General features: G+C 39.0%; 26 protein-coding genes and 4 tRNA genes. 17 read left to right on the top strand and 13 right to left on the bottom strand.

Annotated elements, in window-relative coordinates; genetic code table 11:
- Positions 1-89: 89 nt before the first annotated feature.
- Complete coding sequence (gene xerD, locus L3V46_RS20155) at positions 90-1,007, bottom strand: site-specific tyrosine recombinase XerD (RefSeq protein WP_096732730.1); 918 nt, start codon at positions 1,005-1,007, stop codon at positions 90-92.
- A 168-nt stretch (positions 1,008-1,175) separates the two neighbouring features.
- On the opposite strand from xerD, the gene L3V46_RS20150 reads away from it, so the two are divergent.
- From L3V46_RS20150 to L3V46_RS20140, 3 genes are read left to right on the top strand one after another with little or no spacing between them, the layout of a single operon-like run.
- A complete protein-coding gene (locus L3V46_RS20150; RefSeq protein WP_004718380.1) occupies positions 1,176-1,445 on the top strand; it encodes a FeoA family protein in 270 nt (89 codons plus the stop codon).
- Entirely contained in the window at positions 1,442-3,304 is a 1,863-nt protein-coding gene (feoB, locus tag L3V46_RS20145) for a ferrous iron transport protein B (protein WP_034613576.1), read from the top strand. Before L3V46_RS20150 ends, feoB begins: the two co-directional genes overlap by 4 nt.
- Before the next feature lie 29 nt (positions 3,305-3,333).
- Positions 3,334-3,585, top strand: coding sequence for a DUF6587 family protein (locus L3V46_RS20140; RefSeq protein ID WP_239046602.1), 252 nt, complete (start codon positions 3,334-3,336; stop codon positions 3,583-3,585).
- A gap of 198 nt (positions 3,586-3,783) precedes the next feature.
- On the opposite strand, the gene L3V46_RS20135 is transcribed toward L3V46_RS20140, so the two are convergent.
- The gene (locus tag L3V46_RS20135) at positions 3,784-5,586 is read right to left on the bottom strand and encodes an ABC transporter ATP-binding protein (RefSeq protein ID WP_239046601.1); all 1,803 of its coding nucleotides are present in this window, start codon (positions 5,584-5,586) and stop codon (positions 3,784-3,786) included.
- 105 nt (positions 5,587-5,691) lie between these two features.
- Entirely contained in the window at positions 5,692-6,081 is a 390-nt protein-coding gene (locus L3V46_RS20130) for a hypothetical protein (protein ID WP_239046600.1), read from the bottom strand.
- Positions 6,082-6,192: 111 nt separating this feature from the next.
- Between L3V46_RS20130 and L3V46_RS20125 the strand changes: the two genes are divergently transcribed.
- The gene (locus L3V46_RS20125) at positions 6,193-6,816 is read left to right on the top strand and encodes an alpha-ketoglutarate-dependent dioxygenase AlkB (RefSeq protein WP_239046599.1); all 624 of its coding nucleotides are present in this window, start codon (positions 6,193-6,195) and stop codon (positions 6,814-6,816) included.
- Here the strand turns inward: L3V46_RS20125 and L3V46_RS20120 are convergent.
- Both L3V46_RS20120 and L3V46_RS20115 read right to left on the bottom strand, forming a co-directional pair.
- A complete protein-coding gene (locus L3V46_RS20120) occupies positions 6,801-7,502 on the bottom strand; it encodes an NAD(P)H-dependent oxidoreductase (protein WP_034613588.1) in 702 nt (233 codons plus the stop codon). The two genes, L3V46_RS20125 and L3V46_RS20120, sit on opposite strands and share 16 nt — an antisense overlap.
- A 314-nt stretch (positions 7,503-7,816) precedes the next feature.
- The gene (locus L3V46_RS20115) at positions 7,817-8,605 is read right to left on the bottom strand and encodes an IclR family transcriptional regulator C-terminal domain-containing protein (protein ID WP_004818582.1); all 789 of its coding nucleotides are present in this window, start codon (positions 8,603-8,605) and stop codon (positions 7,817-7,819) included.
- Positions 8,606-9,150: 545 nt separating this feature from the next.
- On the opposite strand from L3V46_RS20115, the gene L3V46_RS20110 reads away from it, so the two are divergent.
- From L3V46_RS20110 to L3V46_RS20100, 3 genes are read left to right on the top strand one after another with little or no spacing between them, the layout of a single operon-like run.
- Positions 9,151-11,235 (top strand): FUSC family protein, encoded by a 2,085-nt coding sequence (locus L3V46_RS20110; RefSeq protein ID WP_239046598.1) that lies wholly within the window; start codon positions 9,151-9,153, stop codon positions 11,233-11,235.
- A gap of 2 nt (positions 11,236-11,237) precedes the next feature.
- Positions 11,238-11,444: a DUF1656 domain-containing protein gene (locus tag L3V46_RS20105; RefSeq protein WP_151957579.1), complete on the top strand. Its 207-nt coding sequence runs from the start codon at positions 11,238-11,240 to the stop codon at positions 11,442-11,444.
- 51 nt (positions 11,445-11,495) lie between these two features.
- Entirely contained in the window at positions 11,496-12,506 is a 1,011-nt protein-coding gene (locus L3V46_RS20100; RefSeq protein ID WP_034613594.1) for an HlyD family secretion protein, read from the top strand.
- Between the two features lie 54 nt (positions 12,507-12,560).
- On the opposite strand, the gene L3V46_RS20095 is transcribed toward L3V46_RS20100, so the two are convergent.
- From L3V46_RS20095 to recN, 4 genes are all read right to left on the bottom strand, one after another.
- Entirely contained in the window at positions 12,561-13,274 is a 714-nt protein-coding gene (locus L3V46_RS20095; RefSeq protein ID WP_239046597.1) for an SDR family oxidoreductase, read from the bottom strand.
- 14 nt (positions 13,275-13,288) lie between these two features.
- Entirely contained in the window at positions 13,289-13,732 is a 444-nt protein-coding gene (gene ruvX / locus L3V46_RS20090) for a Holliday junction resolvase RuvX (protein WP_004818593.1), read from the bottom strand.
- Positions 13,725-14,279 (bottom strand): YqgE/AlgH family protein, encoded by a 555-nt coding sequence (locus L3V46_RS20085; protein WP_105714632.1) that lies wholly within the window; start codon positions 14,277-14,279, stop codon positions 13,725-13,727. Before L3V46_RS20085 ends, ruvX begins: the two co-directional genes overlap by 8 nt.
- A 316-nt stretch (positions 14,280-14,595) precedes the next feature.
- A complete protein-coding gene (gene recN, locus L3V46_RS20080) occupies positions 14,596-16,257 on the bottom strand; it encodes a DNA repair protein RecN (RefSeq protein WP_224964604.1) in 1,662 nt (553 codons plus the stop codon).
- A gap of 530 nt (positions 16,258-16,787) precedes the next feature.
- Between recN and L3V46_RS20075 the strand changes: the two genes are divergently transcribed.
- The 3 genes from L3V46_RS20075 to L3V46_RS20065 all read left to right on the top strand — a co-directional run bounded on the left by L3V46_RS20075 (position 16,788) and on the right by L3V46_RS20065 (position 18,963).
- Positions 16,788-17,111: a pyrimidine/purine nucleoside phosphorylase gene (locus L3V46_RS20075; RefSeq protein ID WP_004718357.1), complete on the top strand. Its 324-nt coding sequence runs from the start codon at positions 16,788-16,790 to the stop codon at positions 17,109-17,111.
- 146 nt (positions 17,112-17,257) lie between these two features.
- Entirely contained in the window at positions 17,258-18,013 is a 756-nt protein-coding gene (rlmB, locus tag L3V46_RS20070; RefSeq protein WP_004818598.1) for a 23S rRNA (guanosine(2251)-2'-O)-methyltransferase RlmB, read from the top strand.
- Positions 18,014-18,051: 38 nt separating this feature from the next.
- Positions 18,052-18,963 (top strand): DMT family transporter, encoded by a 912-nt coding sequence (locus tag L3V46_RS20065; protein WP_239046596.1) that lies wholly within the window; start codon positions 18,052-18,054, stop codon positions 18,961-18,963.
- 68 nt (positions 18,964-19,031) lie between these two features.
- On the opposite strand, the gene coaE is transcribed toward L3V46_RS20065, so the two are convergent.
- From coaE to pilB, 4 genes are read right to left on the bottom strand one after another with little or no spacing between them, the layout of a single operon-like run.
- Entirely contained in the window at positions 19,032-19,631 is a 600-nt protein-coding gene (gene coaE / locus L3V46_RS20060; protein WP_239046595.1) for a dephospho-CoA kinase, read from the bottom strand.
- 26 nt (positions 19,632-19,657) lie between these two features.
- A complete protein-coding gene (locus L3V46_RS20055; RefSeq protein WP_239046594.1) occupies positions 19,658-20,530 on the bottom strand; it encodes an A24 family peptidase in 873 nt (290 codons plus the stop codon).
- Complete coding sequence (locus L3V46_RS20050; RefSeq protein WP_239046593.1) at positions 20,530-21,756, bottom strand: type II secretion system F family protein; 1,227 nt, start codon at positions 21,754-21,756, stop codon at positions 20,530-20,532. The genes L3V46_RS20055 and L3V46_RS20050 overlap by 1 nt, the downstream gene beginning before the upstream one ends.
- Before the next feature lie 27 nt (positions 21,757-21,783).
- A complete protein-coding gene (gene pilB, locus L3V46_RS20045; protein WP_239046592.1) occupies positions 21,784-23,496 on the bottom strand; it encodes a type IV-A pilus assembly ATPase PilB in 1,713 nt (570 codons plus the stop codon).
- 277 nt (positions 23,497-23,773) lie between these two features.
- Here pilB and tpiA point away from each other — a divergent pair, with 277 nt between their 5' ends.
- The 7 genes from tpiA (at position 23,774) to rimP (ending at position 26,235) form a co-directional block, all read left to right on the top strand.
- Positions 23,774-24,568 carry a triose-phosphate isomerase gene (tpiA, locus tag L3V46_RS20040; RefSeq protein ID WP_151802276.1) on the top strand — a complete coding sequence of 265 codons (795 nt, stop codon included), beginning with the start codon at positions 23,774-23,776 and terminating at the stop codon, positions 24,566-24,568.
- 9 nt (positions 24,569-24,577) lie between these two features.
- Positions 24,578-24,919: a preprotein translocase subunit SecG gene (gene secG / locus L3V46_RS20035; RefSeq protein WP_034613616.1), complete on the top strand. Its 342-nt coding sequence runs from the start codon at positions 24,578-24,580 to the stop codon at positions 24,917-24,919.
- A gap of 53 nt (positions 24,920-24,972) precedes the next feature.
- Positions 24,973-25,057: transfer RNA gene (locus L3V46_RS20030), tRNA-Leu, on the top strand.
- Between the two features lie 44 nt (positions 25,058-25,101).
- Positions 25,102-25,178: transfer RNA gene (locus L3V46_RS20025), tRNA-Met, on the top strand.
- Between the two features lie 76 nt (positions 25,179-25,254).
- Positions 25,255-25,331 (top strand) — tRNA-Met (locus tag L3V46_RS20020).
- A gap of 100 nt (positions 25,332-25,431) precedes the next feature.
- Positions 25,432-25,508 (top strand) — tRNA-Met (locus L3V46_RS20015).
- Positions 25,509-25,710: 202 nt separating this feature from the next.
- Entirely contained in the window at positions 25,711-26,235 is a 525-nt protein-coding gene (gene rimP / locus L3V46_RS20010) for a ribosome maturation factor RimP (RefSeq protein WP_004818614.1), read from the top strand.
- The last annotated feature ends 14 nt before the right edge of the window (positions 26,236-26,249 follow it).

Raw genomic sequence — 26,249 nt, 5'->3', positions numbered from 1 at the left:
AGGGAATTAGCATAACAAAATTTTTAATAGTGTACTTTAAAACTTGATTAAGGGATGTAAATTGCCGATATACACGTCATGCTCAGCCATCAAGCACGTGGATGATATTTTTCATGCAGCTGTTGCATACGGATTTGTGCGACATGGGTATAAATTTGTGTGGTCGATAAATCACTATGCCCCAAAAGCATTTGCACCACCCGTAAGTCAGCGCCATGATTTAAAAGATGCGTTGCAAAAGCATGACGTAAGGTATGAGGTGATAGCTCAGCTTGGATCCCAGCTTGTAAGGCATAACGCTTGATGGCATACCAAAAGTTTTGACGACTCATGATGCCACCATGTTGGGTTAGAAATAGATAATCGGTAGCGGATTTATACAGTTGTGGGCGAGATTCAGTTAAATATTTTTCCACCCATTCACATGCCATACCCCCCAAAGGCACCAAACGTTCTTTATTGCCTTTACCTGTGATTCTTAAATAGCCTTGTTTTAAATTGATCAAATCTAATCTTAAATTGAGAAGCTCTGAAACACGTAAACCACAAGCATAAAGTACTTCAAACATGGCGCGATCACGCAAACCTAACGCTGTTGTGACGTCTGGTGCTTGGATCAGTGCTTCAACGTCCTGCTCCGATAAATCTTTAGGCAATGCTCGTCCGAGTTTTGGGGTTTTATGGATTGCGACAGGATTATCTAAACGAATCTTTTGTTCACGTAAAAACTTAAAAAATGAACGTAAAGCAGAAAGTGAACGGGCAATTGACCGAGGGCTTTTACCTTGTTTGGTGAGTTGAATAAGCACATCGGAGATGTCTTCATGTGTCCAATTCGGAAGGTAAGAATTTACACATTCACTACATTGAATTAAGTCCGATAAATAGGCGTTTCTTGTATGCGGACTGACCGTTTGTGCAATTAAATAGTCACGGAATCCCTGTAAAAAGCCTAGATTTTCAGGAATGGCAACAGCAGCAGGAATACGTGGTTTCTTATTTAGCATGGGCTTCGGTGGTGTTTAAAACTTATCTGTTGATGGAATGTAGACTAAAAGAAAACATAAGTCGAATATCGTATTTGAATGAGAATTGTAATCAAACCTTACTTGGTAATTATTCTCATTTGTATGTATAATAGTCTGTCTATCGTGTAAATTTTAGGGTTAATTGCTGTGCGTTTGTCAGACTTGAAAGTAAAGCAAACTGCCATTATCGCAAAGGTCAATCGCACCTCGCAAGATAATGTCAATCAGCCAGATTTAGTGGCGAGTCGTTTAGAAACTCTAGGTTTTGTGCCTGGCACACGTGTACAAGTGATCACAAAAGGTGTTTTTGGTGGTGATCCTATTCTCATTCAAATTGGTTTTACTCGATTTGCGTTACGCAAGATCGAAGCCGAAAAAATTGAAATACATCAGGCATTAGAAGGAGCTTCCGCATGAGCGAAACTTTACGTATTGCTTTAGTGGGAAATCCTAACTGCGGTAAAACTTCACTTTTCAACCATTTAACCGGTACACGTCAAAAAGTTGCCAACTATGCTGGGGTGACTGTTGAACGTAAAGTGGGTACATTTAATTTACCTTCTGGTCGTGCGGTGCGTGTTCTGGATTTGCCTGGAACGTATAGCCTCGATGCAGCCAGTCCTGATGAAGCCATTACCCGTGATGTGGTTTTGGGGAAAATTGCCGGCGAACAAGATCAGCAGGCATTTTTATGTGTGGTGGATGCAACCAACTTAAAATTACATTTGGGACTTGTGCTTGAAGTCATTGAACAAGGCAAACCGATTCTGCTTGTATTAAACATGATGGATGAAGCGCGTCGTCGTGGGATGCAGATCAATACCCAAAAATTATCACAGCGTTTAGGTATTCCCGTGGTGGAAACGGTTGCTGTGCGTAATGCAGGGATTGAAAACTTGATGGGTGCTTTGGAAAATGAAAAATTCCACACACCAAGTGCAGAACTGAGTGATGTTAAGCTTTCAGGTTCCAATCATGAAAAAATTGACCAAATCTTAAAAGATGTGGTGATTTTTTTAGATCATGAAGACAAACGTACTGATTTTCTCGATAAGATTTTTTTACACCCCGTTTTAGGACTTCTTAGCCTTGCGCTGATGATGTTTATTGTTTTCCAAGCAGTATTCGCTTGGGCAGCGCCATTTATGGATGGTATTGAAGAATTTTTTGGCTGGTTTGGTGGCTGGATTGGGCAGTTTATTACCCAACCACTACTTCACAGCTTAGTGGTCGATGGGATCATTGCAGGTGCAGGTAGTGTAGTGGTGTTCTTGCCACAGATTCTAATTCTGTTCTTCTTTATTTTGGTTTTAGAAGAGTCAGGCTATCTACCGCGTGCGGCGTTTCTACTCGATAAATTGATGTTTAAAGCAGGCTTAAGTGGTCGGGCGTTTATCCCACTGTTATCCAGTTTTGCCTGTGCGGTACCTGGGATTATGGCGACTCGAAGTATTAGTGATCCACGAGATCGTTTGGTGACGATACTGGTTGCGCCGTTAATGACATGTTCAGCGCGCTTGCCAGTGTATGCCTTGCTGATTGCTGCATTTATTCCAGCGAAAATGGTTTGGGGTTTCCTTAATCTACAAGGTTTAGTGCTCTTCGGTTTATACATGGCGGGAATTGTGAGTGCGCTCATTGTTGCGACCGTGCTGAAGTTTTTCCAGAAAGATAAATCACAACATGCTTTATTGATGGAATTACCAAGCTACCGTATCCCAGATATAAAAAGTGTATGGATTGGGTTGTTAGACCGTGCCAAGATCTTCTTAAAGCGCGTCGGTGGCATTATCTTCGCTTTATCGATTTTGTTATGGTTCTTGTGTACATTCCCTCAACCGCCAGAAGGCGCGACATTACCCGATATTGACTACTCTTTTGCCGGGATGCTGGGGCATGTGATGCACCCAATCTTTGAACCGCTTGGATTTAATTGGCAAATCTGTATTGCTTTAATTCCAGCGATGGCAGCACGTGAAGTTGTGGTTGCAGCATTGGGTACGGTTTATGCTTTATCTGCAGCGGATGATGATGCAGTCGCTCAAGGTTTATCACATCTGATCAGTCAGGGTGATTTAAGCTGGTCAGTTGCAACAGGTTTATCGTTGTTGGTGTGGTTTATCTATGCACCGCATTGTTTAGCGACATTGGCTACGGTAAAACGTGAAACAGGTTCTTGGAAAACTGTTGCTGGTATGACAGTTTATCTATTTGGTTTGGCTTATTTAATGGCTTTCCTCACTTATCAAATTGCGTCACGTTATTTTGGTCTATAAGCCAGAATCTTGAAGCAAAGGAGCTAGAGATGATTGAATTTTTGATTATTGCGGTATTGGTGATTTGGAGTGCAATTTTTGTATTTAAGAAAGTCTTCCCAAAGTCAGCGTATTCGGTGTTTTCTAAACTGGCTCAATTTTGTCAGTCGCAAGGTTGGACTCGTTTAGCCAAATGGATTCAGCCTGCGATGGTGAGTGGATGCGGTGGCGGTTGTGGTTGCAGTAGTGCTGAAACGGACAATCCTAAAAAAGTTGAAGTCCAAGCAGTAAAATGGAAATGATTAGCCTCTAAATTATTACTCTAAAAAGAAAAAAGCCATTCTAGAACATAGAGTGGCTTTTTATTTGTATGTGGGAATAGTTCATAAAAGATAATTTATCTCGTTAGCAGATAGGCATATCTTGAATGATCCAATGCTGCAGAAATCAATTTAATCAGTATGAGCTTCTGTAGGTTTATACAAAGCACTAACTAGACTTTAGCTATGGGTTTCCTCCTCGCCATCATCTTCAAAAGTTCGTGCAATTTTTTCGATATTTAAGCTTTTAGCCATCGCATCAAAAATTTCCTTATAAGCACCATCTTGATGATAAAGATCATGATGTTCACCATGCTCAACGATTTGTCCTTCTTTCATCACATAGGTGTAATCGGCATCAATAATTTGCGAAAGGCTGTGCGAGATCATAATCACAGTTCGGCCTTGTTTAATCTCATCTAAACTTTGTTTGATTTGCTCTGAAGCGATGGCATCTAAACTTGCTGTGGGCTCATCTAAAAAGATAATCGGCGGGTTTTTAAGGAACATTCGAGCAAGTGCGATTCGCTGTTGTTGTCCGCCAGACAATAGCAAGGCATCTGCTTCATAGGCATGCGGTAATTTTAAAATCTGCTCATGAATCGAGGCTTTTTTTGCAGCTGCGATGACTTCTTCATTGCTTGCATGGGGCTTACCATAACGAATATTTTCTAAAATTGAGCCTTGGAAAATATGGTTTTTTTGCAATACTAAGCCAATATTTTCTCTTAAATAGTGTGTATCGAGTTGCTCTAAATCAATCCCATCGAGTTTGATACAGCCTAAATTCGGGGCATAAAATTTATCCAGTAGGCTGATTAAGGTTGATTTTCCCGCACCTGATAAGCCCACTAAGGCTGTGATTTTATTGGGTTGAATAGTCATGTTAATCCGATGTAAGGCTTGATGACCATTTGGGTAGATAAAATCAACATTTTCCAATTCAAATTTGCCATGAATTTGAGGTTTCATTAAACCACTGGCTTCGATTTCATGATCTGCTTCTAAGATACTAAAGAAGCTTTCTGAATAGATCATTGCTGAGTTAATTTCATCATAAATACGATGCAAAGAGCGGATCGGTGCAGACACGTTATTGAACAACAATACATGGTACATGATCATCCCTATACTCATTTGTCCATCTAAAACAAAGTAAGCAGTTAAAATAATGATCAGGACTACACCAACTTGTTCGATAAAGGTTTTTAAACCATCAAAGATATAGCTGGTTTGTCGAGTTTGCATCTGATTTTCAGTCAGTGACTTTTGTAAGTTCAGTTGCTTGGTGGATTCAACAGCCTCTTTATTAAAAGATTTAATCACTGTAATTGAGTTAATAATACTCAAAATACCTTGATTCTTCTTTTCCATGTTATCGCGCAAGGCTCGACGTTTGCCAGAAAGCTTTTGTGATTGTTTAAAGGTCAGCCAAAAGTAAATTGGTACAATGATTGTTGCGACCACACCCACCCAAAAATTGGCATAATACATTAGGGCTAAAGCGATAATTGCACTGGTAAATAACGGTAAAATATCAATAAAAAAGATTTGAACCAGCCGAGTGAGCGAGCTAACTCCACGGTCGATACGGGTTTGTAATTTTCCTGCTTGGTTATTTTTCTGATCGAAAAAGGCCAATCGATAGGTAATAAACTTTTCGATAATGCCCTGAGATAAATCCTGTGAAATTAAAATTCTGAGTTTTTCACCAAATGATTTTTGCCCAAATTGAACAATTGCATTGATGACTTCTTTGGCCAATAAAACCACAGTAATGGTAATGATAATGTGCCATCCATCCGCTAGGCCTTGTCCTGCTTGGATCAGATGGTTAATGCTGTCTACAGCATATTTAAGTGTGAGGGCATTGACCTGAGCGGTGAGTGAGCCAATCAACGTTAACACTAAGGTGACGATGACAAGCCAGCGGTAGGGACGTACAAAGGGGCGTAATTTTTGAAATAATTGCCATAAATTCATAGGTTTTTGCTTTTTATCAGCTTGGTTTTAGTCTAAAGCTGAATAAACGTTGCTACAAGTGATTGCTATGTTTTGAATTGTGAAAGATTTTAATAATGTCTTACACTAGTCCAAATCTTCACGATCAAAATCCTCTTGAAATTGGTCTGCTAATTTAAATCCGAGTTCATTAAGCTTTTCAAAATACTTGAGATAGTCTTGATCTTCCATATCATATGGAAGATCATTCCATAAAAAGTGAACCAGCCATTGATACCAACGTGGTGGTGCTGGGTAACGATGCAAATAGTTGACCTTTTCAGCAAAGCTCATTTTTTGCTGACTCATCCATTCATCTAAATACATCATATGTGATTCTCCGCTTCCCATTCGCCATCCTATAGAATAAGGATGGTATTCTGGTGCAAAAATCCATGGCGGTGGGACTTCGCCATATTTGGCTAAATAGGCTTGGACGCCTTCTATATACCACTGTTCATTTGAATATTTACCCATGATATGACCTACTATTCTTCATATTAAAGTTGTTTAATTTTGATCAAAAATGACTTGTTTCATGTTAAATATTGATTCATTGTTGGATGAACCCGTAGCTCATTTTAGACCATGAATTTAGATTTATTTGAACCTGAAGCACAAGATAATTTACTGCCTTATGATGGGATAGTAAAAGACTTTGGCTTAATTTTTGATCATGAACAAAGTCAAAAATATTTAAACTATTTTCTACAGCATTTGGCTTGGCAACATGATGAAGTTTATTTGCATGGTCAATATTATAAAACTGAGCGCAAAGTGGTGTGGTATGGCGATGATGATTACCAATATCATTATTCAGGTATGGCAAAACAAGCCCATATCTGGAATCCTGCTTTATATCGACTCAAACAGCATATCGAGCAACTCACAGGGCAAACTTATAATTCCTGTTTGGCAAATTTATATGAAAATGGCTCACAAGGCGTGGGTTGGCATAGTGATGATGAGCCATCATTGGAAGCGCCCAACCACAATGTGGTGATTGCTTCATTGAGTCTAGGTGCTACTCGAAAATTCAGTTTTAAGCACAAGTGGAAAGCTAAAAAAGTAGATTTACTTTTACACAGTGGTCAGTTGATTGTGATGCAAGGGCAGACCCAACGTTATTGGAAACATACCCTCGCCAAATCCACACGAATTTTAGCGCCTCGTGTAAATTTGACTTTTCGTTACTTTTATCCAAGTGGATAAAGCTTGTCATCAAATTGTTCAAGTTTAGGAAAGTCTAATGCAGGTAAATTTTCTAAGTTATGTAAATATTGCTGATAATCAAGCAGGATTTGTTGGCGTGCTTCATTAGAAATATAGGGGACATGGTAAGCGGTAAATGGTGGCAACACGTCAAAGCCTGCATAAGCTAAAGTTCCACGTTGGATCGGCAGTAACAAGTCTTCAATTGAACCATGAATCGCATGATCACCAAACATATGTTCACGGCCACCCAAGGTAAAGCTTAACAAGGCTTTTTTCCCCACCATTCCGCCGTGGTTATAAAAACGTTTACCACCATAGAAAATACCAGAAACGAATACGCGATCAATCCAGCCTTTTAAGATGGCAGGTACAGACGTCCAATACATGGGGAAACTTAAAATCACTAAATCTGCTTTTTGTACTTTTTCAATTTCAATCTGAATGTCTGCGGCAATCTGCTTATTTTTACAAGCATGGCGTTGCTCCAAAGCATAATTCATATATTCAGGATGACTCAGTTCTGAGAAATCCTCTCGTGATGCGATTGGATTAAAATTCATGGCATACAAGTCTGAAACTTCTACTTGATGCCCTAATTTTTCCAAGACCTCTACAGCATGATCTTTCATTGCGGTTGTAAATGAAAGGGGTTCAGGGTGTGCATGGACGATGAGAATATTCATAACATTCCTTAATTAAAATTATGCATCATTGTTATTGGCTGGTTTAGATTATTCCTCAATGAAAATGATTCGCCAATTACTCTAATTATTTTTTTAATGGCTTAAAAGTAAACTCAATGGATAAAAAAATTGCACATAAAAAAGCCTATGTTTAAACACATAGGCTTCCTTACTCTGAGGAGGAATTGTTTTCGCAAAAACAATGTCCAAAAAAATCATGGATTACTGAAGAACATAATCATATTATGAGAATATAAAAACATTATCAAGAGATAAAAACATTACAAAATGTTAAATTATCAAGATGATTGCGCTTATGGGTGAAATTCAGATAATTGGTCATTGGCAGAGAGTGCTTGATAGCGTTTTTCAATCTGTGCAGCAGACTCTTGCAAGGTTTCAATTAGTTTTGGGGTGTTGACGTATTCAAAACGATTTTTTGAAGCAAGTACGGTCAATGCTAAAGGCGCTTCTTTACTTGAAAACTTCACCGGGATAGATAAACCAGAAACATTTGGATCAAGTTCACCTTGTGAAAAATAATAACCTTGTTTTTTTATTTTTTTCATTTTATTAACAAAGGTTTCTTCATTTTCAGCAAAACCAACTTCAGTTAATTGTGTTGCAAAGCGAAGGTAATATTCATGAATTTTCTGTTTAGATAAATGCGCCATGATCACTTTAGGTGAAGAGCCCATAAATACGGGACGAGGGCAACCACGACCATAAGAAAGTAAAGTTTCATCACGATACACTTCATGATGAACATCAATACAATAGTCATCATTTAAATGTGTCAGTAAACAGCAAAGCTCTGTACGTTCTGAAATTTCTTGCATAAATGGTTTGCTGATTTGAACCAATGGATCGGTGGTTCTAGAAATATAGTCCATCACAGCAATTTTAGGACCAAGGGTGTAATCGCCTGAAGTTCCATTTAAGCGTTGCAAAATATCAGCCGAAACTAATTCTTTTAAATAGCGATAGCTGGTCGGTTTAGATAAACCAAGCTCTTCACAAATCACATCGACATTAATTACTGGGCGAGACACCGAAAATAAATCCAATACGGTGAGAATTTTGCCAAAACTGGAAAGTGCCATTGATGACCTACTCAATTAGTGAGAATCAAAAAAAAATAATAATGAATGTTACTTTATAACAAATTGTTCAAGAAAAAACAGTGGAATTTGCATTGTAAATGCAAATGATTCTACATTTTTAACTTTAGTGGTTATTTTGAGAAAAAGCACTACATTTGAACACCAAAGTAAATTATATTTAGTTGTATTATCAAAATGAGATATTTTTATTGATTATTTATGTTTTTTTTGAGATTATTGCTGATATGAATATCCAATGGTGAATTTATACTTTTCTAGAAGTATAAATTTTTATCATAAATTGAGTCCTTCTCTACTCAATCGTTGTATTTGAGCAAATGCCTAAATTTGTTCTTCTATTCACATCTTTTTTAAACCACACTGTTTATTTGACTAAGCAGTGCGGTTTTTTGGTCGCTAAGAAAAGAAAATGTGATGTGTACAACAAAGCCTCATAAAAGTGGTGAATATCAGCTTCCTAGATCTTAGAGAGCTAGAGATGACAGAGAAAATCAATGAAATTGAATTTATAGTGAGTTGCTTGCATGTTACTGATCAAACCCTTATTGGCTTTTAGACCCAATAAACTCGATTGGATTTTTGCAAGCAAAACTTTCATTGCAGGAATGCTGGCACTCTATATCGCATTTGAGCTCAACCTGAGCTATCCGATTTGGGCGATTGGTACAGTCTTTGTGATTGCCAATCCTTATTCGGGCATGATGGCATCAAAAAGTATCTATCGAATTTTAGGAACCTTGATCGGAGCAATTTTTGCTATCGCAGTGATGCCTCATTTGGTTAATACCCCTTGGTTATTTACCTTTGTACTGGCAACTTGGGTGGGGATCTGTCTATATCTGTCTTTAATCGACCGATCACCACGCAGTTATGTGGTGATGTTAGCGGGTTATACCGCAGTGATTATTTGTTTTAACTCGATTTATTATATCGAGACGGTGTCCATTTTTGACATGGCAGTGGGTCGTTTCTTAGAAATCTCGTTGGGTGTGGTGTGTAGTGCTGTGGTCTCTGCCACTATATTTCCTATGCATATTGGGCCTGTGGTCGAACTCCGTGTCACTAAAACCATGCAAGACACCAAACAGGCTTTTGACTCAATTTTGTCTGATCCGGCACATACAGACAATTATACTCAGCTCTTGACCAATATCACGCGTGATACAACAGATATTCATAGTATGGCTGTGCATTTAAGTTATGAAACTTCAAAATTTAAAGGCATGACCAAACCACTCCAAGAGTTGCTACATCAAGTGACGATGTTAGTGGCTAACTTGGTCGCAATGTCAGAACGAATCAAGCAACTGGATCAAATTGATTTAACTTATCGTCCGTATCTGCTTGAGTTTCACCAAAAGATTGATGATTTTTTAGAAGGTGAGAATGCCATTCTTGAAGATGAGCTTAAGCACTTACCTGAGCATTTTGATCAAGAATTTCAAACCATCACTGAACATGCAACTGCTAAACAACAGGTGATTTTGGGCAGTCTAAAAATGGATATTCGCCATTTTATTCAAAATGTTCGTGCAGTGAAGTTTATTTGGCAATGTATGCAGCAAGGTAATCATAGCTTACCTGAATCCATTGTACCTTTAACCACAACCTATCCCAGTTTACATCGTGATTATGGCGTTGCGGTACGTGGCGGGATATCGGCATTTTTAACCACCAACATTGCCTGTGCATTTTGGATTTTAAGTGGCTGGAAAATGGGCTTTATGGTGGCAGAAATGGCCGCAATTACAGCATGTATTTTGACCTTTTTAGATGACCCTGTACCTGCGCTAAAAATATTTATCCGCTCCAGTATTTATGCCGCTATTTTGGTTTTTATTTATGCATATGGGATTTTTCCGCATATCACCGCATTTTGGGAGTTAGCCGTTGTATTAGCCCCCTTTATTATGTTCTGTGTGATGTTGTATTTACATCCACCTTTGCATGCACTGGGTTTACCACTGATTATGAGTACGATTATGGGGTTAAATCTGCAAAACCGTTATTTGATGGATCAGATCACCTTTTTTGATGCTTCGATTGCAACCGTGATTGGGCCGATTATCACGGTTTGTATCATGCAAATGGTACGTTCAATGTCCCCTGAGATGACAGTAAAACGGATGTTGGCTTTACACTATAAAGCCATGCGGGAAAGTATTGCGATGTCTTATGGGACAGGCTTTCGAATACATTTACGCAGCATGCTTGATCGTATTGGCGTGTTAAATACCAAATTGATTCAGTCAGAACAGCTCAAAATCGAAATTAACAATGCTTTGATTGAGTCGAGTGCCGCAATTGATTTAACCCGTTTGCAGGAGCTGGCCCAAAAATTGTCGCCTGAATCTACGACGACCAGTGCAATTGTTAAATTACAACGCTTACTTAACCAGTGGTTAAGCGAAAAAGCTGTAACTCAGCCTGATGATAACTTACGACAAGCATTGATTCAGCAATTTGATCAAGTCTTACAAGATGCGCAAGCGGTAGGTGATCAAGATATCCGACAGCGTATAGAAATTTCTGTGAATAATATTCGCAATAGTATTTGTCATATTCATCTGGTTGATGCACAACCTTCAACTGTTTTATTGGGAGCATAAATATGGGTGAGCTCAACATTTATGGTGTTTATGTCCCAATATTTTTAATTCAAGCAATTCTGGCATTCATCATCTGGAAAGTGGTGTGTATTGGTACAGATCGCTTGGTTGAAAAAGAATGGATTGCATTACCTGGAATTTTTAATATTTGTATCTATTTGATTTTGTTATGGTTGATTCATTGGGTATTTATTCAGATGACGACTTAGCCGCTGTAATAGAGCTGATTTACTTTTAAGTTTAATGATTGGAAAATTGAAATGAATACGTTTGATATACGTAAGGCAATCCGGCCGATATCATTGGGTATCGTGGTGATTATTGCGATATTTTGTGCGCTGCATATCTGGAATTACTACAATGCAGAACCTTGGACACGTGATGGGCGTGTCCGTGGTGATGTTATTCAAGTGTCTTCTGATATTGCTGGTTTAGTCACAGAGGTGATGGTTCAAGATAACCAAACCGTGAAAAAAGGGCAGGTGCTTTTTAAAATCGATTTAGCACGCCAAACTTTAGACGTGGAACAAGCAAAATCAGATCTTGCAAAAGCCCAGTCAGGACTGGCTGAAGCAGAAGCGGGACTTGCTGAGGCAAAAGCCAATATTGTCAAGTCAAAAGCCAATATCAATCTTGCAGATAAAAATGCACGTCGATATGCGGACCTGATGAATGGTGCGATCTCTAAACAAGAACAAGATCAAATGTTTGCTACACGAGATCAGTCCCATGCAGAGCATCAGCAATTGCAAGCTGCGGTACAACAAGCAGAAGCCAATATCAAACAACAAAAAGCTTTGATTGAAGCAGCAACCAGTAGTGTGCATTTGGCGCAATTGAATATGCAACGTTCAGAAGTGATTGCACCTGCAGATGGAACATTATCAAATTTTGATTTGCGCGCAGGGAATTATGTCAAAGTTGGGCAAGCTGTTGCCGCTTTACTTGATCGTAAACAGCTCTATGTTGTGGGATATTTTGAAGAAACCAAACTCAATAAAATACATCTAGGTGATCCTGCAACAGTACAACTCATGGGCGATTCTTTGAAATATAAAGGCCATGTTCAAGGGATTGCTTCAGGGATTGAAGACCGCGAACGAACAACTTCATCGGGTCTATTGGCCAATGTAAATCCAACATTCAGCTGGGTGCGCTTGGCCCAACGGGTACCTGTGAAAATTATTTTAGATGAAGTGCCCCATGATTCATTGGCCTTTGTCGCAGGGCGTACCGTGACAGTACATATTTTGGAAAAAGCAAAAAAATAACCAGTATCCATCATTAAACTTTGATCTTGAAGCCCATTGAAAAATGGGTTTTTTTTATAGATTTAGGTCTGCCATAGCGGGCATATTAATTTCCTTAACACAGCTGGCTTGACTGGTGGATAAGATAAATTTGATGGCAAGAATAACATCCTGTAAGGGAATTAACTCATGACCACTCTGTTGTAAAACTTCATCTACAGATGTATTCAGATCAAATTCAGTCGCTAAGTAGCCTAAATTTAATATACTCACTCCAATCTGGTCTTTACGCAAGCTTTCTCGGAGAGCGTGGACAATGCCTCTGAGGGCAAATTTGCTGGCTGAAAAGACCACTTCTTTGCCGTTATGATTATCTAGTCCCCAGGTTGAACCAATCAAGATAATTTTTGCATTTGGAGACAATCTAAGATTCTCAATCAAGGATTGAATTGCCAAAATACAGGATTGAATATTAGTATAAATTAAATTTGATATTTCAATGTCAGTACATTGTTCAAAGTCATAATCTGCTTGAAAGGCTTTTGTCTCCCAGATCCCGACATTGTAAATCAGATAATCTATAGGCTGATTTTGAATTTGATTTTTAACTACATCCCGAGCATGTTCAGGTTTTGATAAATCAGCAGAGATCCATTTGAAATGAGCAAGGTCGCACTGTGGTTGAGAACGTGAAATACCAAAAACCAGATCTTGTGTTTGAGGTACTGCGTGTAAAATAGCTTGCCCCAAGCCTTTGCTTACACCATAGATGACATAGGTTTTTGACATTTTTAATGCTCAGTTTAAGGGGTAATGCCTTCAGGGTTTCGATACCAACTTTCAATAAATAAAGCCGCTGCAATACTATCCGCTGCTAATTTCTTTGCTCGTCCTTGAGCGTGGTAATGATCGAGTTCATCTCGTGCTTCACGTGTAGTTAAGCGCTCATCGACCATTAGGGTTTCAATATTGGTTTGATGGCGTAAACGTCGTGCAAATTTGCGTGCGCGTGTGGATAATTCTGACTCGGAATCATCCATATTTAATGGTAAGCCGACCAGAAATAAATTCGGTTGATGCTGTTTGATGATCTTAAGCAATTCATCCCAATTGGGGATACCATCTTTCATTGGAAAAAGTGCAAGCGGTGTTGCACTTTCAATGATGGAGGAGCCTACAGCCATTCCCGTTTTTTGTGTACCAAAATCAAATGCAATAATCAGTTGTGGGGAATTTAAATCAGGCATGTCCAATCTCAGAAGATAACCAAGTACGATCAATCCCTATTTTACGATAAGCCGCATCCCAACGGTCGGTATAAGGCAAATTAAATACCAAATCCATATCTGAATCACAAATCAACCAATCGCCACGGGTAATTTCATCTTCAAGTTGATTCTTGCTCCAGCTGGCATAGCCCAAGGCAATTTGATAACGACCAACACCTTCATTGTGTGCAATCGCATCTAAAATATCTTTGCTGGTGGTAATACACAGGTTTTCACCCACGGCAATCGAAGAGTGCCAGGTCGGTTGTCCTGTATGAATCACAAAACCCGCTTCAGGACGCAATGGACCACCTTGTAAGACTTCATGCGGATGCACATTATCTGCTTCAATTTCTAAGTCATTCAAAAGTTCTTTGACTTGAATACCTGAAGGTCGATTGATAATAATACCTTGCGCACCATCTTCATCATGACGGGCAAGATAGATTACCGTATTGGCAAAGAAATCATCAGCAAGATCAGGTGGTGCAATCAAGCAGCGATGAGAAAGATATTGTTTTGGCACCGATATGCAACTCCTTTTCAATCCGCTTAAATATTTTTAATTGTTTAAATAAAATCTATACCTATATAAATAGCACAATTAATATCAATAGGTTGTGAATATTTTAAAAGCCTGTAAAAACAGCTCAAGTTTTTCATCAATATGTTTAAAATATAAACAAATGGTGTCTAAATAAAAATACGTATCTCTATAAAAGCGATGCAATAGGGCGAGCGAATAGATAAAAGCGCTTATATTCCAAAATAGGAATAAAAAACCAGTCGCGTGCTGACTGGTTTTTATATGGGTATTCTTTTTTATACGCTAGATTGAAGTATTAAGACGGCTGAAATTTTAATTGTCTTAATTGTTTTGCATGTTGCAAGGTGGTTTCACCAATTTCAATACCGCCTGTCATACGAGCCAATTCTAAAATAAGTTGCTCTTCTTCTAGTGCAACGATGGTACTACTTGCAGGATCTGTTTGTAGTTTTTTCACCAATAGGTGTTGATCGGACTGGGCTGCAACCTGAGCTTGGTGAGTAATACATAAAATTTGAACGTGTTGCCCTAAGCCTGCCAATAAGCGCCCGACAATTTCAGCGGTACCACCACTGATTCCGACATCAATTTCATCAAACACTAAAACTTCTGCTTCGGTTTTTTCGGCATTCATCACTTGCATGACCAATGCAATACGTGACAGTTCACCACCAGAAGCAACACGTGCCAGCGGTTGAGGTGGAATCCCTTTATTGGCAGTAAAGAGTAATTGAATAAAGCTTAAACCTTCAGCAGAAACTTGTTCCAGCGGTTCAAATTTAAATTCAAAATGTGCTTCTGGTAGCGCCAGTTGTTTGACTTGCTCAGTCAGTTGCTTGGCTAAAGGTTCAGCAGCATCACGACGAATCTGATCTAAATGTTGTGCTTTCTCTACAAACACTTGATGAGATTGTTCAACTTGCTCAGCGAGGGTTTCAGGATCTTCAAGTTGATGTAGTTGCTCTAATTCATTTTGCCATGTTTCATATTGCTGTTTGAGTTCATCGGGCTGAATACGGTATTTACGTGCCAAGCGATGAAAGACTTCGAGTTGTGTATTTAGCTCATCCATACGTTCAGGATCAAAACTTTGACGGTCTATAAACTGACGTAAATTTGCCGTTGCGTCATCAATTTCACTTTGTGCGTTGATCAATGAATTGTAAATTTCAGACAGCAGTTCACTTCGTCCAGCATGCGATTCTAAACGTCGAATAATTGAAGAAATTTCTTGGGTAATATTTTGTTCAGATTCATCGAGAACATTTAAGCTATAGCCACAGTCTTGCATGATGTGTTCATGGTGACTTAAACGATCAAATTCTTGTTCGATTTCTTTATAATCAATACGAATGACATCTTCGAGTTCTTCAAGTTGTAATTTTAAAGTGTCAATACGTTGCAGGCGATTGGCTTGTGCATCAATCGCTGCTTGATGTGTACGAATATTTTTTTGCCAAGTGCTATACGCATCCCGCACATCTTGCGCAGGCTGATAAAAATTACTATAACGATCTAACCAATGCTTTGGGTAGGGCGGTTCAAGCAGTTGTTGTTGGCTATGTTGACTGTATAGCTGTACCAAGAGGCGTCCAAGTTCTTTTAATTCAGCGAGGCTACTGGGACGACCATTGATCCATGCTTTGCTGCGACCTGTTGCAAAGATCACCCGTCTTAAATGGATTTCACCAGATTCATCATCTAATTCATGAGTGTTCAGCCAATTTGCTTCAGGACTCTGTGCTTGGTAGCTAAAAACGGCGGTAATGTCGGCTTTTTCAGCACCATAACGCACATAATTGGTATCGGTACGCTCACCTAAACAGGCTGACAACGCATCTAATAATAATGATTTACCCGCACCTGTTTCACCTGTAAGCACGTTGAACCCTTGCTCGATATCAATAGCAAGGTTATCGGCTAAAGCAAAATTGATCAGATTTAAGTGTGTCAGCATAAACGCATCCAAGCTGCGAACGGTGAAGTTCTAAGATAGTGAAGTTTTGTTGTGGTCACAAGTCAGAACGTATTCTAATACGAAGTAATTTTAAGCATTCTAAATAATTTTAATATGAAAATGTAATTTCCTTTGCTTAAGTTGCCAGTAAAAACATGAAAATAGATAAATCTTATTGAATTAAATAAAAAATGAAGCAGGTATCTAGATTTTTTATGACTGATTTTATGCAATAGACATTTGAATCTATTGATTTGTATCTTTTATCAGCCAATATTGAAACAAGACATTTCTTCAGTCTAAGTAGGAAATGAATTGATCATGCATTGGGTGGGCATTCTTGGTGACAAGTATTGTGGTTTTGGGTCTTTATTGTTAGAGAAGCTTAAGCTTTGATCTAAGCGGACTGATAAAGCAGAGCAAAAATAGAAATAGCTTAACCTTAAAAACATAGATTGATTAGTTTGCGGAGCAACATTAAACTACATCGAACATAATTTTTATAAATGCGCATTATCTGGAGAATACGCATGTCAGCTCAGTATGATCATGTATCAGTAGTTAAAAAATCTAATGTATATTTTGGCGGTTTATGTATTAGCCACACTGTGCAGTTTGAAGACGGAACCAAAAAGACTTTAGGGGTCATTCTTCCAACAGAAGAAGCTTTAACATTTGAAACACATGTGCCTGAACGCATGGAAATTATTTCTGGTGAATGTCGCGTTAAAATCGCAGACAGTGAAGAAAGTGAGTTGTTCCGCGCAGGTCAGTCATTCTATGTGCCTGGTAATAGTCGTTTTAAAATTGAAACGGATGACGTTTTAGACTACGTTTGCCATTTAGAAGGCTAATGAAAAAGCTTTGCTTAAAACAGACACTAAATTAGGCAAAGAATTTTTAAGCGAAATCGGTTAAACTAAAGCATCAAATAGAATCCTGTAAAGTTGGCTTTGCAGGATTTTTCATTTCTATCATCATGTTGTTAATGAGGTTGTTCATGGCGAAGTCCGAATATTATTATGGCGTTCATTCAGTGGAGTCATTATTGGAGTTAGAACCTGAACGTGTTTTAACCTTATTTACCTTAAAAGGTCGTGATGATCAGCGTTTACAGCGCATTCTCCAGCTTGCAGAGCCTTTTGGAATCAGTGTCCAAAAAGCAAGTCGCGATAGCTTAGAAAAGTTGGCAGGTCAACCTTTTCACCAAGGCGTGGTCGCAGCTGTTCGCCCACACCCTGTATTAAATGAAAAAGATTTAGATCAGCTTTTAGAATCAACCCAACAACCTTTATTGTTGGCTTTAGACCATATCACGGATCCGCATAATCTAGGCGCATGTATCCGTACAGCGGCAGCTATGGGTGTGGAAGCGGTGATTGTTCCGCGTGACCGTGCAGCAACATTAACGCCGACTGCACGTAAAGTTGCGGCAGGTGGGGCTGAAAAGGTGAAGTTTATTCAAGTCACCAATTTGGCGCGTACGCTTGGACAAATCAAAGAAAATTATAATGTTCGTGTGGTCGGCACTATGCTCGATGAAAAGGCGTTGCCTATTCAGAAGTTTGATTTTACAGGAACACCAGTATGTGTGGTGATGGGTGCGGAGGATACTGGATTACGTCCAATCACCCAATCGCAATGTGATCAAACTGTATTTATTCCGATGGCTGGAAACTTACAAAGTTTAAATGTAAGTGTGGCTACTGGTATGGCGTTGTATGAGGCATGTCGTCAACGTCAACAAAGTGAATGATTTAATTTAAATTATATCGGTAAGATTAGAGAAGCAACATGATGACCTCCCGTACCCAAGGCTACATGTATGTCGCCATTACAATGTGTATTTGGGGAGGCTTTACGATTACCTCAAGACTGAATGCAATTTGGCATATCAGTCCATGGGATATCACAGCATTACGCTTTTCTTTGGCATTTTGTATTCTGATGCCGATTTTAATCTATAAAAAAGACACGGCTTTTCTATTTAATAAACAACCCTTTATTTTGGCGATGATTGGCGGTGTTGCCTATTGTTTGACGTCATATACTGCATTTCACTTTGTCCCTGCAGCACATGCTGCCATTTTTTTAAATGGTTGTATTCCATTGTGTACAGCTTTGGCTGGTTTTTTACTGTATCGCCAACCATTTGATAAACATATATGGATCAGTTTAATTATCATGCTCTCTGCGATCGCTGTAATGAGTTTTTTGATGTATAGCGAAACAGGTGTTGCTTTCGGTATTGGTGATTTACTGTTTTTTATCAGTGCAATTTGGTGGGGGACTTTTACTGTATTATTGCGTCAATGGCAACTTTCCGCATGGCACGCCATGGCAGGTGTTGCGATTTGGTCGGCGATCGTTTATGTCCCAATTTATTTGTTGTTTTTGCCTAAACATTTAGATCAAGTATCTACACCCCATTTGGTCATGCAAACGTTGTTTCATGGTATTTTTGTGGTGATCATTGCGACTTTGGCTTATGTCGAAGCAATTAAACGATTAGGTGCTTTTAAAACAGGTAGTATCGTCACACTTGCGCCCTTTATTGCCGCAATTATCGCCGTACCCTTGTTAAATGAACCGATAAGCCTTGCAATGCTGTGTGGTTTGATTGGTATGGGCATTGGTGCTTTACAACCTTGGCGTTGGTTTACACATAAAGACAGTTTGCAAAAGCAGTTGGACGAGAAGAAATAGATCAAACAGGTTAAATTGATATAAAACTGATTGATAAAAATCTATTTTAAAATGATGAGACACATAATTTACTGCTGTGCCTGTTTTAGATACTGTTGATGTAAAGACTCTAATTTTGCGTATAGATGATCAATATGCCCATCATTGAGCACAATATCATCTGCTAATTTTTGCTTTTTGTTACGTGGCATTTGGGCTGCAATAATTTTTTGAATTTGTTCGATAGATTGGCCATCTCGTTGTGCAGCACGTAAGATTTGCATGTCTTCACTGGCATCAATCAATAGCGTGCGCTGGGTGAGTTCATGTTGGTTGGTCTCAAAAAGCAGGGGAGAAACCAAAATCACATAAGGACTGGTTGCTGCTTGTAATTGTCGAATAATCTCAGCGCGAATCGCAGGATGGGTAATTGATTCAAGTTGTTGTCGTGCCTGTGGGTCTTTAAAAATATGTTCTCTCAATGCACGACGATCAAGTTCACCAGTGTTTAATAGTACCCAATCCCCAAAAACCTCTTTAATTTTTTGAAGCGCGGGTTGTCCTTTTTCAACAATTTCTCTTGCAACAATATCTGCATCAACAACTGTAATCCCTTGGGTTTCAAACCATTGACTTGCTGCGGATTTACCGCTACCAATTCCACCTGTTAAACCCAAGATAAACGTCATTGCGCATTCCTAATACTGTGTTGAAATTATTGACCTAAATATACTTTCATAATTTGCTCACCCCATAAAAATGCAATCCATCCTGCAATTGCAATATAAGGACCAAAGGCAAAAGGGACATTTTCTTTACGAATCTTAAGTAAAATAATACCAATGATCGCACCCACTACAGAAGACAGTAGGATAATTAATGGTAACATCAAGGGCCCCATCCAAGCGCCAAGTGCAGCAAGAAGCTTAAAGTCACCATAGCCCATGCCTTCTTTGCCTGTCACTATTTTAAATAGATAGTAGACAATCCAAAGACACAGGAAACCAATAATATATCCCCAGATTGCAGCACTTGCTGTTGTATAGAGATGAAATGAGTTAATACCTAAACCTATTGCAGCTAAGGTTAAGGTAAAACGATCTGGGAGTAATTGAGTGTCAAAATCAATAAAAGTAAGCGTGATCAGCACCCAAGTCAGTAGCACACCAAAAACCATTTCTAAAGTGGGGCCATAAACAGCAACGACTGTTAATGAACACACCGCAGTTAAAAGCTCAACCAATGGATAACGAATACTAATCGGGTTTTGACACGAAGCGCATTTGCCTCTTAAAACCAACCAACTGATGATGGGGATATTTTGATACCAACGAATTGGGGTTTTACATTTGGGACAGGTAGAGGCTGGTTGACTGAGACTGAGCTTTTCTTCATCAATCACAATCTGTTGTGAACCTGCCAGTAATTGGCATTCTGCATGCCATTCCTGCCGCCATTCTTTTTCCATTATCTTGGGGGTGCGGTAAATGACTACATTTAAAAAACTACCAACACATAAGCCTAAAACACCAACAGTCAAATAGAGTGCTGTTGGTGATTGAATAAAATAATTTAAAAGTTCTTGCATTAAACCACTGAGCCCATTTGGAAGATTGGAAGATACATCGCAATAACTAGACCACCAACAAGTACACCTAAAACAGCCATAATTAACGGCTCCATCATCGAAGTTAAACCATCAACAGCATTGTCGACTTCATTTTCAAAGTGTGTTGCAACTTTATCTAACATCGCATCCAATGCACCAGATTCCTCCCCAATTGCGATCATTTGAATAGCCATAGATGGAAATTTATTAGTGACACGCATGGCAAAATTAAGTTGTTGCCCTGTAGCCACATCTTCACGAATTTTCATTACAGCTTGTTCATAAACCACATTATTGGTGGCACCTGCTGTTGACTCTAAAGCTTCAATTAAAGGGACCCCTGCGGCAAAAGTCGTGGCAAGTGTACGGCTATACCGTGCAATGATGGCTTTATAGACTAGATCGCCAAAAATAGGCAGCTTAAGTGCTGTTCGATCTAGAAAATCCTGAAATTTTTTACTGCGTTTTTTTGCTTCTAAAAAAGCAGCAATGACAACAGCGATAAAGATAATGAGAACAAACCAATATTTTTGCATCCAATTGGACATATTGACTACCATTTGAGTAAAAGCAGGTAAGTCTGCGCCAAAGGAACTAAATAAATCCTGAAATACCGGGACAACTTTCACCATCAGAATCATCGTGACAATGATTGCAACGACAATCACCGCCATTGGATATTTCATGGCTTTTTTAATTTTTTGCTTGAGTAGTTCGCTTTTTTCTTTATAGATTGCAACACGGTCTAACATGGTTTCTAAAGCACCAGATTGCTCACCAGATTCGACCAAAGAACAAAACAAGTTATCAAAATAACGTGGATATTTTCTTAGTGCACCTGCAAAAGTATTTCCCCCTTCAACTTCATTTTTAATCCCCAGGACAATTTCACGCATAGAGGGATTTTCTAGTCCTTCTGCAACGATTTCAAAACTTTGCACTAACGGTACGCCCGCTTTCATCATCGTGGCAAGTTGCCGAGTAAAAATGGTAATGTCTAGGGCTGAAACTCCTTTTTTTAGTAAGCCTTCAAGAATATTTTTCTTTTTTTCTCGAATGGTTTTAATGGTGATCCCTTGTTTTCGCAAGGTGACTTTGGCAAGTGCCATATTTCGAGCAGGTAGCTCGCCTTTGATTTTGATCCCTTTACGATCAACCCCGTCATAAGCAAATGTAGGCATCATTTGAGCTTTTTTAGCTGCCATCATAATTTCCTTGAATATTGATTATATTTATTCGCTGGTCACACGGTTAATTTCTTGTAAAGAAGTTAAGCCATTGATGACTTTAATTAGACCTGAACGTCTTAGATTATCAAACCCCAATTTCTCCGATGCCGCTGCAATTTGAAGTGCATTGCCATCTTCCATGATAATTTTAGAAATTTCAGGTGTTACTTTCATTACTTCGTAGATCCCGACACGACCTTTATAGCCTTCACGGCATTCACTACAGCCCACAGGTTGAAAAATTTGTAAGTCAGGATTGCTTAAGTCTTGTTCGGTAAAGCCCATTTCTAACAGACTCTGCCTAGGGATTTCAACGGGTGCTTTACAATGATTACATAAACGTCTTGCCAATCGTTGTGCAATCACAAGATTGACTGAGGTGGCAATATTAAATGAAGGTACACCCATATTACGTAAACGGGTTAATGTTTCAGGTGCACTGTTGGTATGTAGGGTAGACATCACCATATGACCCGTTTGAGCAGCCTTGATCGCAATTTCAGCAGTTTCGAGGTCTCGAATCTCACCGACCATGATAATGTCAGGATCTTGACGCAAGAATGATTTCAAGGCGACCGAAAAACTGAGACCTGCTTTAAGATTAACATTGACCTGATTAATCCCTTCCAAGTTAATTTCAACGGGATCTTCAGCGGTGGAGATATTTGAACTTTCTGTATTCAGGATATTTAAACCAGTATAGAGGGAAACGGTTTTACCTGAACCTGTGGGTCCTGTAATCAATAACATGCCTTGAGGTTTTTCTAAGGCCTCCATAAATAATGCTTTTTGTTTTTCTTCATAACCTAGTGCATCAATACCCAACATCGCACTGGAAGGATCAAGAATACGCAGTACCAATTTTTCGCCAAATAATGTCGGTAGTGAGTTCACACGAAAATCAATAGCTTTGGTTTTTGAGAGTTTTAACTTAATACGACCATCCTGTGGAACACGTTTTTCTGAAATATCCATTCGGGACATCACTTTTAAGCGCGAGGCCAAACGACTTGCTAATTGTAAGGGGGGATTGGTAATGGTTCTCAGTACACCATCTACACGATAACGCACCCGATAACTTTTTTCATAAGGTTCAAAGTGTAAATCTGATGCTCCCATACGAATCGCATCGACCAAGAGTTTATTGATATATTTAACAATAGGTGCTTCATCTTCAGCAGTATCTTCATCAATATTTGTTGGTTCGTTATCATCAGTTGCAATAATATCAACGTCAAAATCTTCATCACCAAAATTAAAGCTTTCTTCTACTGTAAAGTGCTTTTCTAAATATTTTTCTAATTTATGATGTTCAACAATAATCGGTTCAATATTCAGACCGCAGTTAAAACGAATGGCATCCAGCGCTTCTATATTGGTTGGGTCACTGGTGGCGACATATAAAATATTGCCACGTTGCAGCAATGGAATCACTTTATGTTTGCTAACTAAATTTGAATCAATAAGCTCCTTGGGCAGCATGTCAGGATTAAAGCTGTCCAGATCAAAAATAGGTTCTCCAAATTCTTGGGAGATCATTTCAGCAATGATCAGTGGCGATATATTTAATTTCTCACTAAGATAAGCAACAATACTCACTTTATTTTTTTGAGCGTTACTCAGCGCATCTTTCATTTGCTGGGCAGATAAAAAACCTTCGTCGACTAAGCGACGGATATACCCCGAGAACTTAGGTGAACCATTTTGCATAGACATCCCCAAAACACATTAAATTTCATTTTATAATTGGAATACGAAAATTATACGATGATCCTTAGAAATATCTAGAATTAAACGTATTTTTTATAGAAACATATTTGAAAATAACTTGAGCCAATCAGGCTTTTTAGCATTATCTTTGAAATAATTTATGTTTCTTTGCTTTATATTAAAGTATAACTTTAAATGAGATGACTGAATTGATAAAGAAAAAATACTTTAAAAATATAAATTCCGTGTAGAATGTGCACATTTTCGATAAAAGGTTAGATGTATGTCGGGTTCGACTATTACTCCTTGGGTTGTCGGCAATTGGAAAATGAACCCAATGCAAGCGAATTCGCAACAGCTCATTCAAGATTTAAATCAGTATTTACAACAATCACCGATTACAGAACAACAATGTCATATTGGTGTTGCGCCTATTTCTATTGCATTACTGTCTGTGCAAAAATTACTTAAAGATGCAGATTCACCAGTCAAAGTTGTCGCACAAGATCTTTCTCAAATGGCAGGCACAGGCGCTTATACCGGCGAAGTGAGTGCTGAACTACTCAAAGACAGCCAGATTGATTATGTGTTGATTGGGCACTCAGAACGTCGAGAAATTTTTGGCGATGATGTTACAAAAATTAAAGCGAAATTATCAAATGCTTTAAATGCTGGGCTTCAAGTGATTTATTGTGTAGGTGAAAGCTTAGAACAACGTGAAGCAGGGCAGGCAGAGCAAGTGGTCTTACAACAAATTTGTGATCTCGCAGCGGTTGTAAAAGCAGAGCAATGGCACAATATTGTGATTGCCTATGAACCGATTTGGGCGATTGGAACAGGTAAAACAGCTTCTCCACAAGATGCTCAGGCAATGCATGCAAAAATTCGCGAAGGTTTAACTCAAATTACGGCCCAAGCTCAACATACAGCGATTTTGTATGGCGGTAGTGTCAAACCTGAAAATGCAGTAGAGTTAGCTGCTTGTCCAGATATCAACGGTGCGCTGGTTGGTGGTGCATCACTTAATGCTGAGTCATTTTATAAAATTGCTCAAGCATTTGCTAAAACAGAAGAATAGGAGTTCAGCATGCATACATTTGTGCTGGTTGTACATATCATCTTGGCCGTTTTGATGATCGGGCTTATCCTCGTTCAACATGGTAAGGGTGCAGATGCAGGTGCATCATTTGGTGGCGGTGGTGCTGCAACAGTATTTGGTGCTTCAGGTTCTGCAAGCTTTTTAACTCGTTTAACTGCGATTCTCACGGCTTTGTTTTTTATCACCAGTTTAAGTTTGGCGGTGTTTGCTAAAAAACAAACTTCAGATGCGTATGGTTTAAAATCTGTACAGACCAGCTCTCAAACGGCACCAGCTGCACCAGCCAATACGGGTGAAACTTCACCAACTGCACCAAAAACTGGCGAATAATGCCATTTAGTTCTTTCTTTTTCTGAATGATGCGACTAGAATGCGTCACAGCTGCGGTGGTGGTGGAATTGGTAGACACGCTACCTTGAGGTGGTAGTGCTTTCGGGCGTGGGGGTTCAAGTCCCCCCTTCCGCACCAACAATGAACCAGATTGTTGGTGTTAGCAGCTGAAAAAACATTGATGCGGGATGGAGCAGTCTGGTAGCTCGTCGGGCTCATAACCCGAAGGTCGTTGGTTCAAATCCAGCTCCCGCTACCAATTTAATTAAGATGCAACTTAATTAAAGGTCATCTAAGTTGAAAAATTGAGATGATGTGTGAATTTGCAGTGTTGTTGCGGGATGGAGCAGTCTGGTAGCTCGTCGGGCTCATAACCCGAAGGTCGTTGGTTCAAATCCAGCTCCCGCTACCATTTTGATTAAGGTGCAACTTAATCAAGCAAGAAATACAATGTATCGGTTAATGATAGATTGAAAAAAATAAATTTCTTGTGTATAATTTTGCAACGCTGATGCGGGATGGAGCAGTCTGGTAGCTCGTCGGGCTCATAACCCGAAGGTCGTTGGTTCAAATCCAGCTCCCGCTACCAAGTTTCTAAAAGGGCTCACAGATAGGTGGGTCTTTTTTGCATAGTGAACTTCGGTTTACTGTGCGATAATAGGGGCGATTACGCCCTTTTTTATTGGCTATCGTGTAGTGTGGACATCAATTGGTCAAAAAGACATGCTTCACTATAGTAAGTTTGAATTAGTCCGATGAGCGATTGAATCGCACAAATATGACGAGAGTAAATGAAGCTATCAAATAAAACTCAAGCACTTCAAGATTTAATCACTCCTGCAGTGCAAGCTTGTGATGTAGAACTTTGGGGAATCGAATTTATTCCTCAAGGTAAGCGTTCTTTATTGCGTATTTATATCGACAAAGACGTTGTGGAAAATGCTGAACCAACAATCAATGAAGATGGTGAAGCAGAATTGGGTCGTGGTATTGGCGTACAAGATTGTGTACGTGTGACTCAGCAAGTCGGTGCAATATTAGATGTACATGATCCAATTTCAGGTGAATATGCTTTAGAAGTATCATCACCAGGTTGGGATCGGCCATTCTTCCAGTTGGCACAGTTAGAAAAATACATCGGACAACAAGTTGCATTGCGTTTGATTGCTGCAGTTGAAAATCGCCGTAAATTCCAAGCAAAATTAATTGCTGTAGATTTAGAAAATGAATTCATTCAAGTCGAAGTTGAAAACCAGCAAGTACTTGAGATCGATAGCAACAATATAGACAAAGCGAATTTGATCTTTCAGGATTAATCCAGAAATAGAAA

This window comes from Acinetobacter sp. AG3 (assembly GCF_022343575.1).
GTDB lineage: Bacteria > Pseudomonadota > Gammaproteobacteria > Pseudomonadales > Moraxellaceae > Acinetobacter > Acinetobacter guillouiae.
The sequence above is the reverse complement of the archived record's forward strand: the minus strand, read 5'-3'. Positions and strand labels throughout refer to the sequence as shown.

What these genes read in the sequence shown, in the direction of transcription:
- L3V46_RS20055 (WP_239046594.1), bottom strand. Translation starts at nt 20,530, where the DNA reads ATGCAAGAACTTTTAAATTATTTTATTCAATCACCAACAGCACTCTAT.
- L3V46_RS20135 (WP_239046601.1), bottom strand. Translation starts at nt 5,586, where the DNA reads ATGAATTTATGGCAATTATTTCAAAAATTACGCCCCTTTGTACGTCCC.
- L3V46_RS20100 (WP_034613594.1), top strand. Translation starts at nt 11,496, where the DNA reads ATGAATACGTTTGATATACGTAAGGCAATCCGGCCGATATCATTGGGT.
- L3V46_RS20110 (WP_239046598.1), top strand. Translation starts at nt 9,151, where the DNA reads ATGTTACTGATCAAACCCTTATTGGCTTTTAGACCCAATAAACTCGAT.
- tpiA (WP_151802276.1), top strand. Translation starts at nt 23,774, where the DNA reads ATGTCGGGTTCGACTATTACTCCTTGGGTTGTCGGCAATTGGAAAATG.
- secG (WP_034613616.1), top strand. Translation starts at nt 24,578, where the DNA reads ATGCATACATTTGTGCTGGTTGTACATATCATCTTGGCCGTTTTGATG.
- L3V46_RS20065 (WP_239046596.1), top strand. Translation starts at nt 18,052, where the DNA reads ATGATGACCTCCCGTACCCAAGGCTACATGTATGTCGCCATTACAATG.
- L3V46_RS20075 (WP_004718357.1), top strand. Translation starts at nt 16,788, where the DNA reads ATGTCAGCTCAGTATGATCATGTATCAGTAGTTAAAAAATCTAATGTA.
- recN (WP_224964604.1), bottom strand. Translation starts at nt 16,257, where the DNA reads ATGCTGACACACTTAAATCTGATCAATTTTGCTTTAGCCGATAACCTT.
- rimP (WP_004818614.1), top strand. Translation starts at nt 25,711, where the DNA reads ATGAAGCTATCAAATAAAACTCAAGCACTTCAAGATTTAATCACTCCT.
- xerD (WP_096732730.1), bottom strand. Translation starts at nt 1,007, where the DNA reads ATGCTAAATAAGAAACCACGTATTCCTGCTGCTGTTGCCATTCCTGAA.
- feoB (WP_034613576.1), top strand. Translation starts at nt 1,442, where the DNA reads ATGAGCGAAACTTTACGTATTGCTTTAGTGGGAAATCCTAACTGCGGT.
- L3V46_RS20130 (WP_239046600.1), bottom strand. Translation starts at nt 6,081, where the DNA reads ATGGGTAAATATTCAAATGAACAGTGGTATATAGAAGGCGTCCAAGCC.
- L3V46_RS20105 (WP_151957579.1), top strand. Translation starts at nt 11,238, where the DNA reads ATGGGTGAGCTCAACATTTATGGTGTTTATGTCCCAATATTTTTAATT.
- L3V46_RS20140 (WP_239046602.1), top strand. Translation starts at nt 3,334, where the DNA reads ATGATTGAATTTTTGATTATTGCGGTATTGGTGATTTGGAGTGCAATT.
- pilB (WP_239046592.1), bottom strand. Translation starts at nt 23,496, where the DNA reads ATGTCTATGCAAAATGGTTCACCTAAGTTCTCGGGGTATATCCGTCGC.
- L3V46_RS20115 (WP_004818582.1), bottom strand. Translation starts at nt 8,605, where the DNA reads ATGGCACTTTCCAGTTTTGGCAAAATTCTCACCGTATTGGATTTATTT.
- L3V46_RS20120 (WP_034613588.1), bottom strand. Translation starts at nt 7,502, where the DNA reads ATGAATATTCTCATCGTCCATGCACACCCTGAACCCCTTTCATTTACA.
- rlmB (WP_004818598.1), top strand. Translation starts at nt 17,258, where the DNA reads ATGGCGAAGTCCGAATATTATTATGGCGTTCATTCAGTGGAGTCATTA.
- L3V46_RS20095 (WP_239046597.1), bottom strand. Translation starts at nt 13,274, where the DNA reads ATGTCAAAAACCTATGTCATCTATGGTGTAAGCAAAGGCTTGGGGCAA.
- coaE (WP_239046595.1), bottom strand. Translation starts at nt 19,631, where the DNA reads ATGACGTTTATCTTGGGTTTAACAGGTGGAATTGGTAGCGGTAAATCC.
- ruvX (WP_004818593.1), bottom strand. Translation starts at nt 13,732, where the DNA reads ATGCCTGATTTAAATTCCCCACAACTGATTATTGCATTTGATTTTGGT.
- L3V46_RS20125 (WP_239046599.1), top strand. Translation starts at nt 6,193, where the DNA reads ATGAATTTAGATTTATTTGAACCTGAAGCACAAGATAATTTACTGCCT.
- L3V46_RS20050 (WP_239046593.1), bottom strand. Translation starts at nt 21,756, where the DNA reads ATGGCAGCTAAAAAAGCTCAAATGATGCCTACATTTGCTTATGACGGG.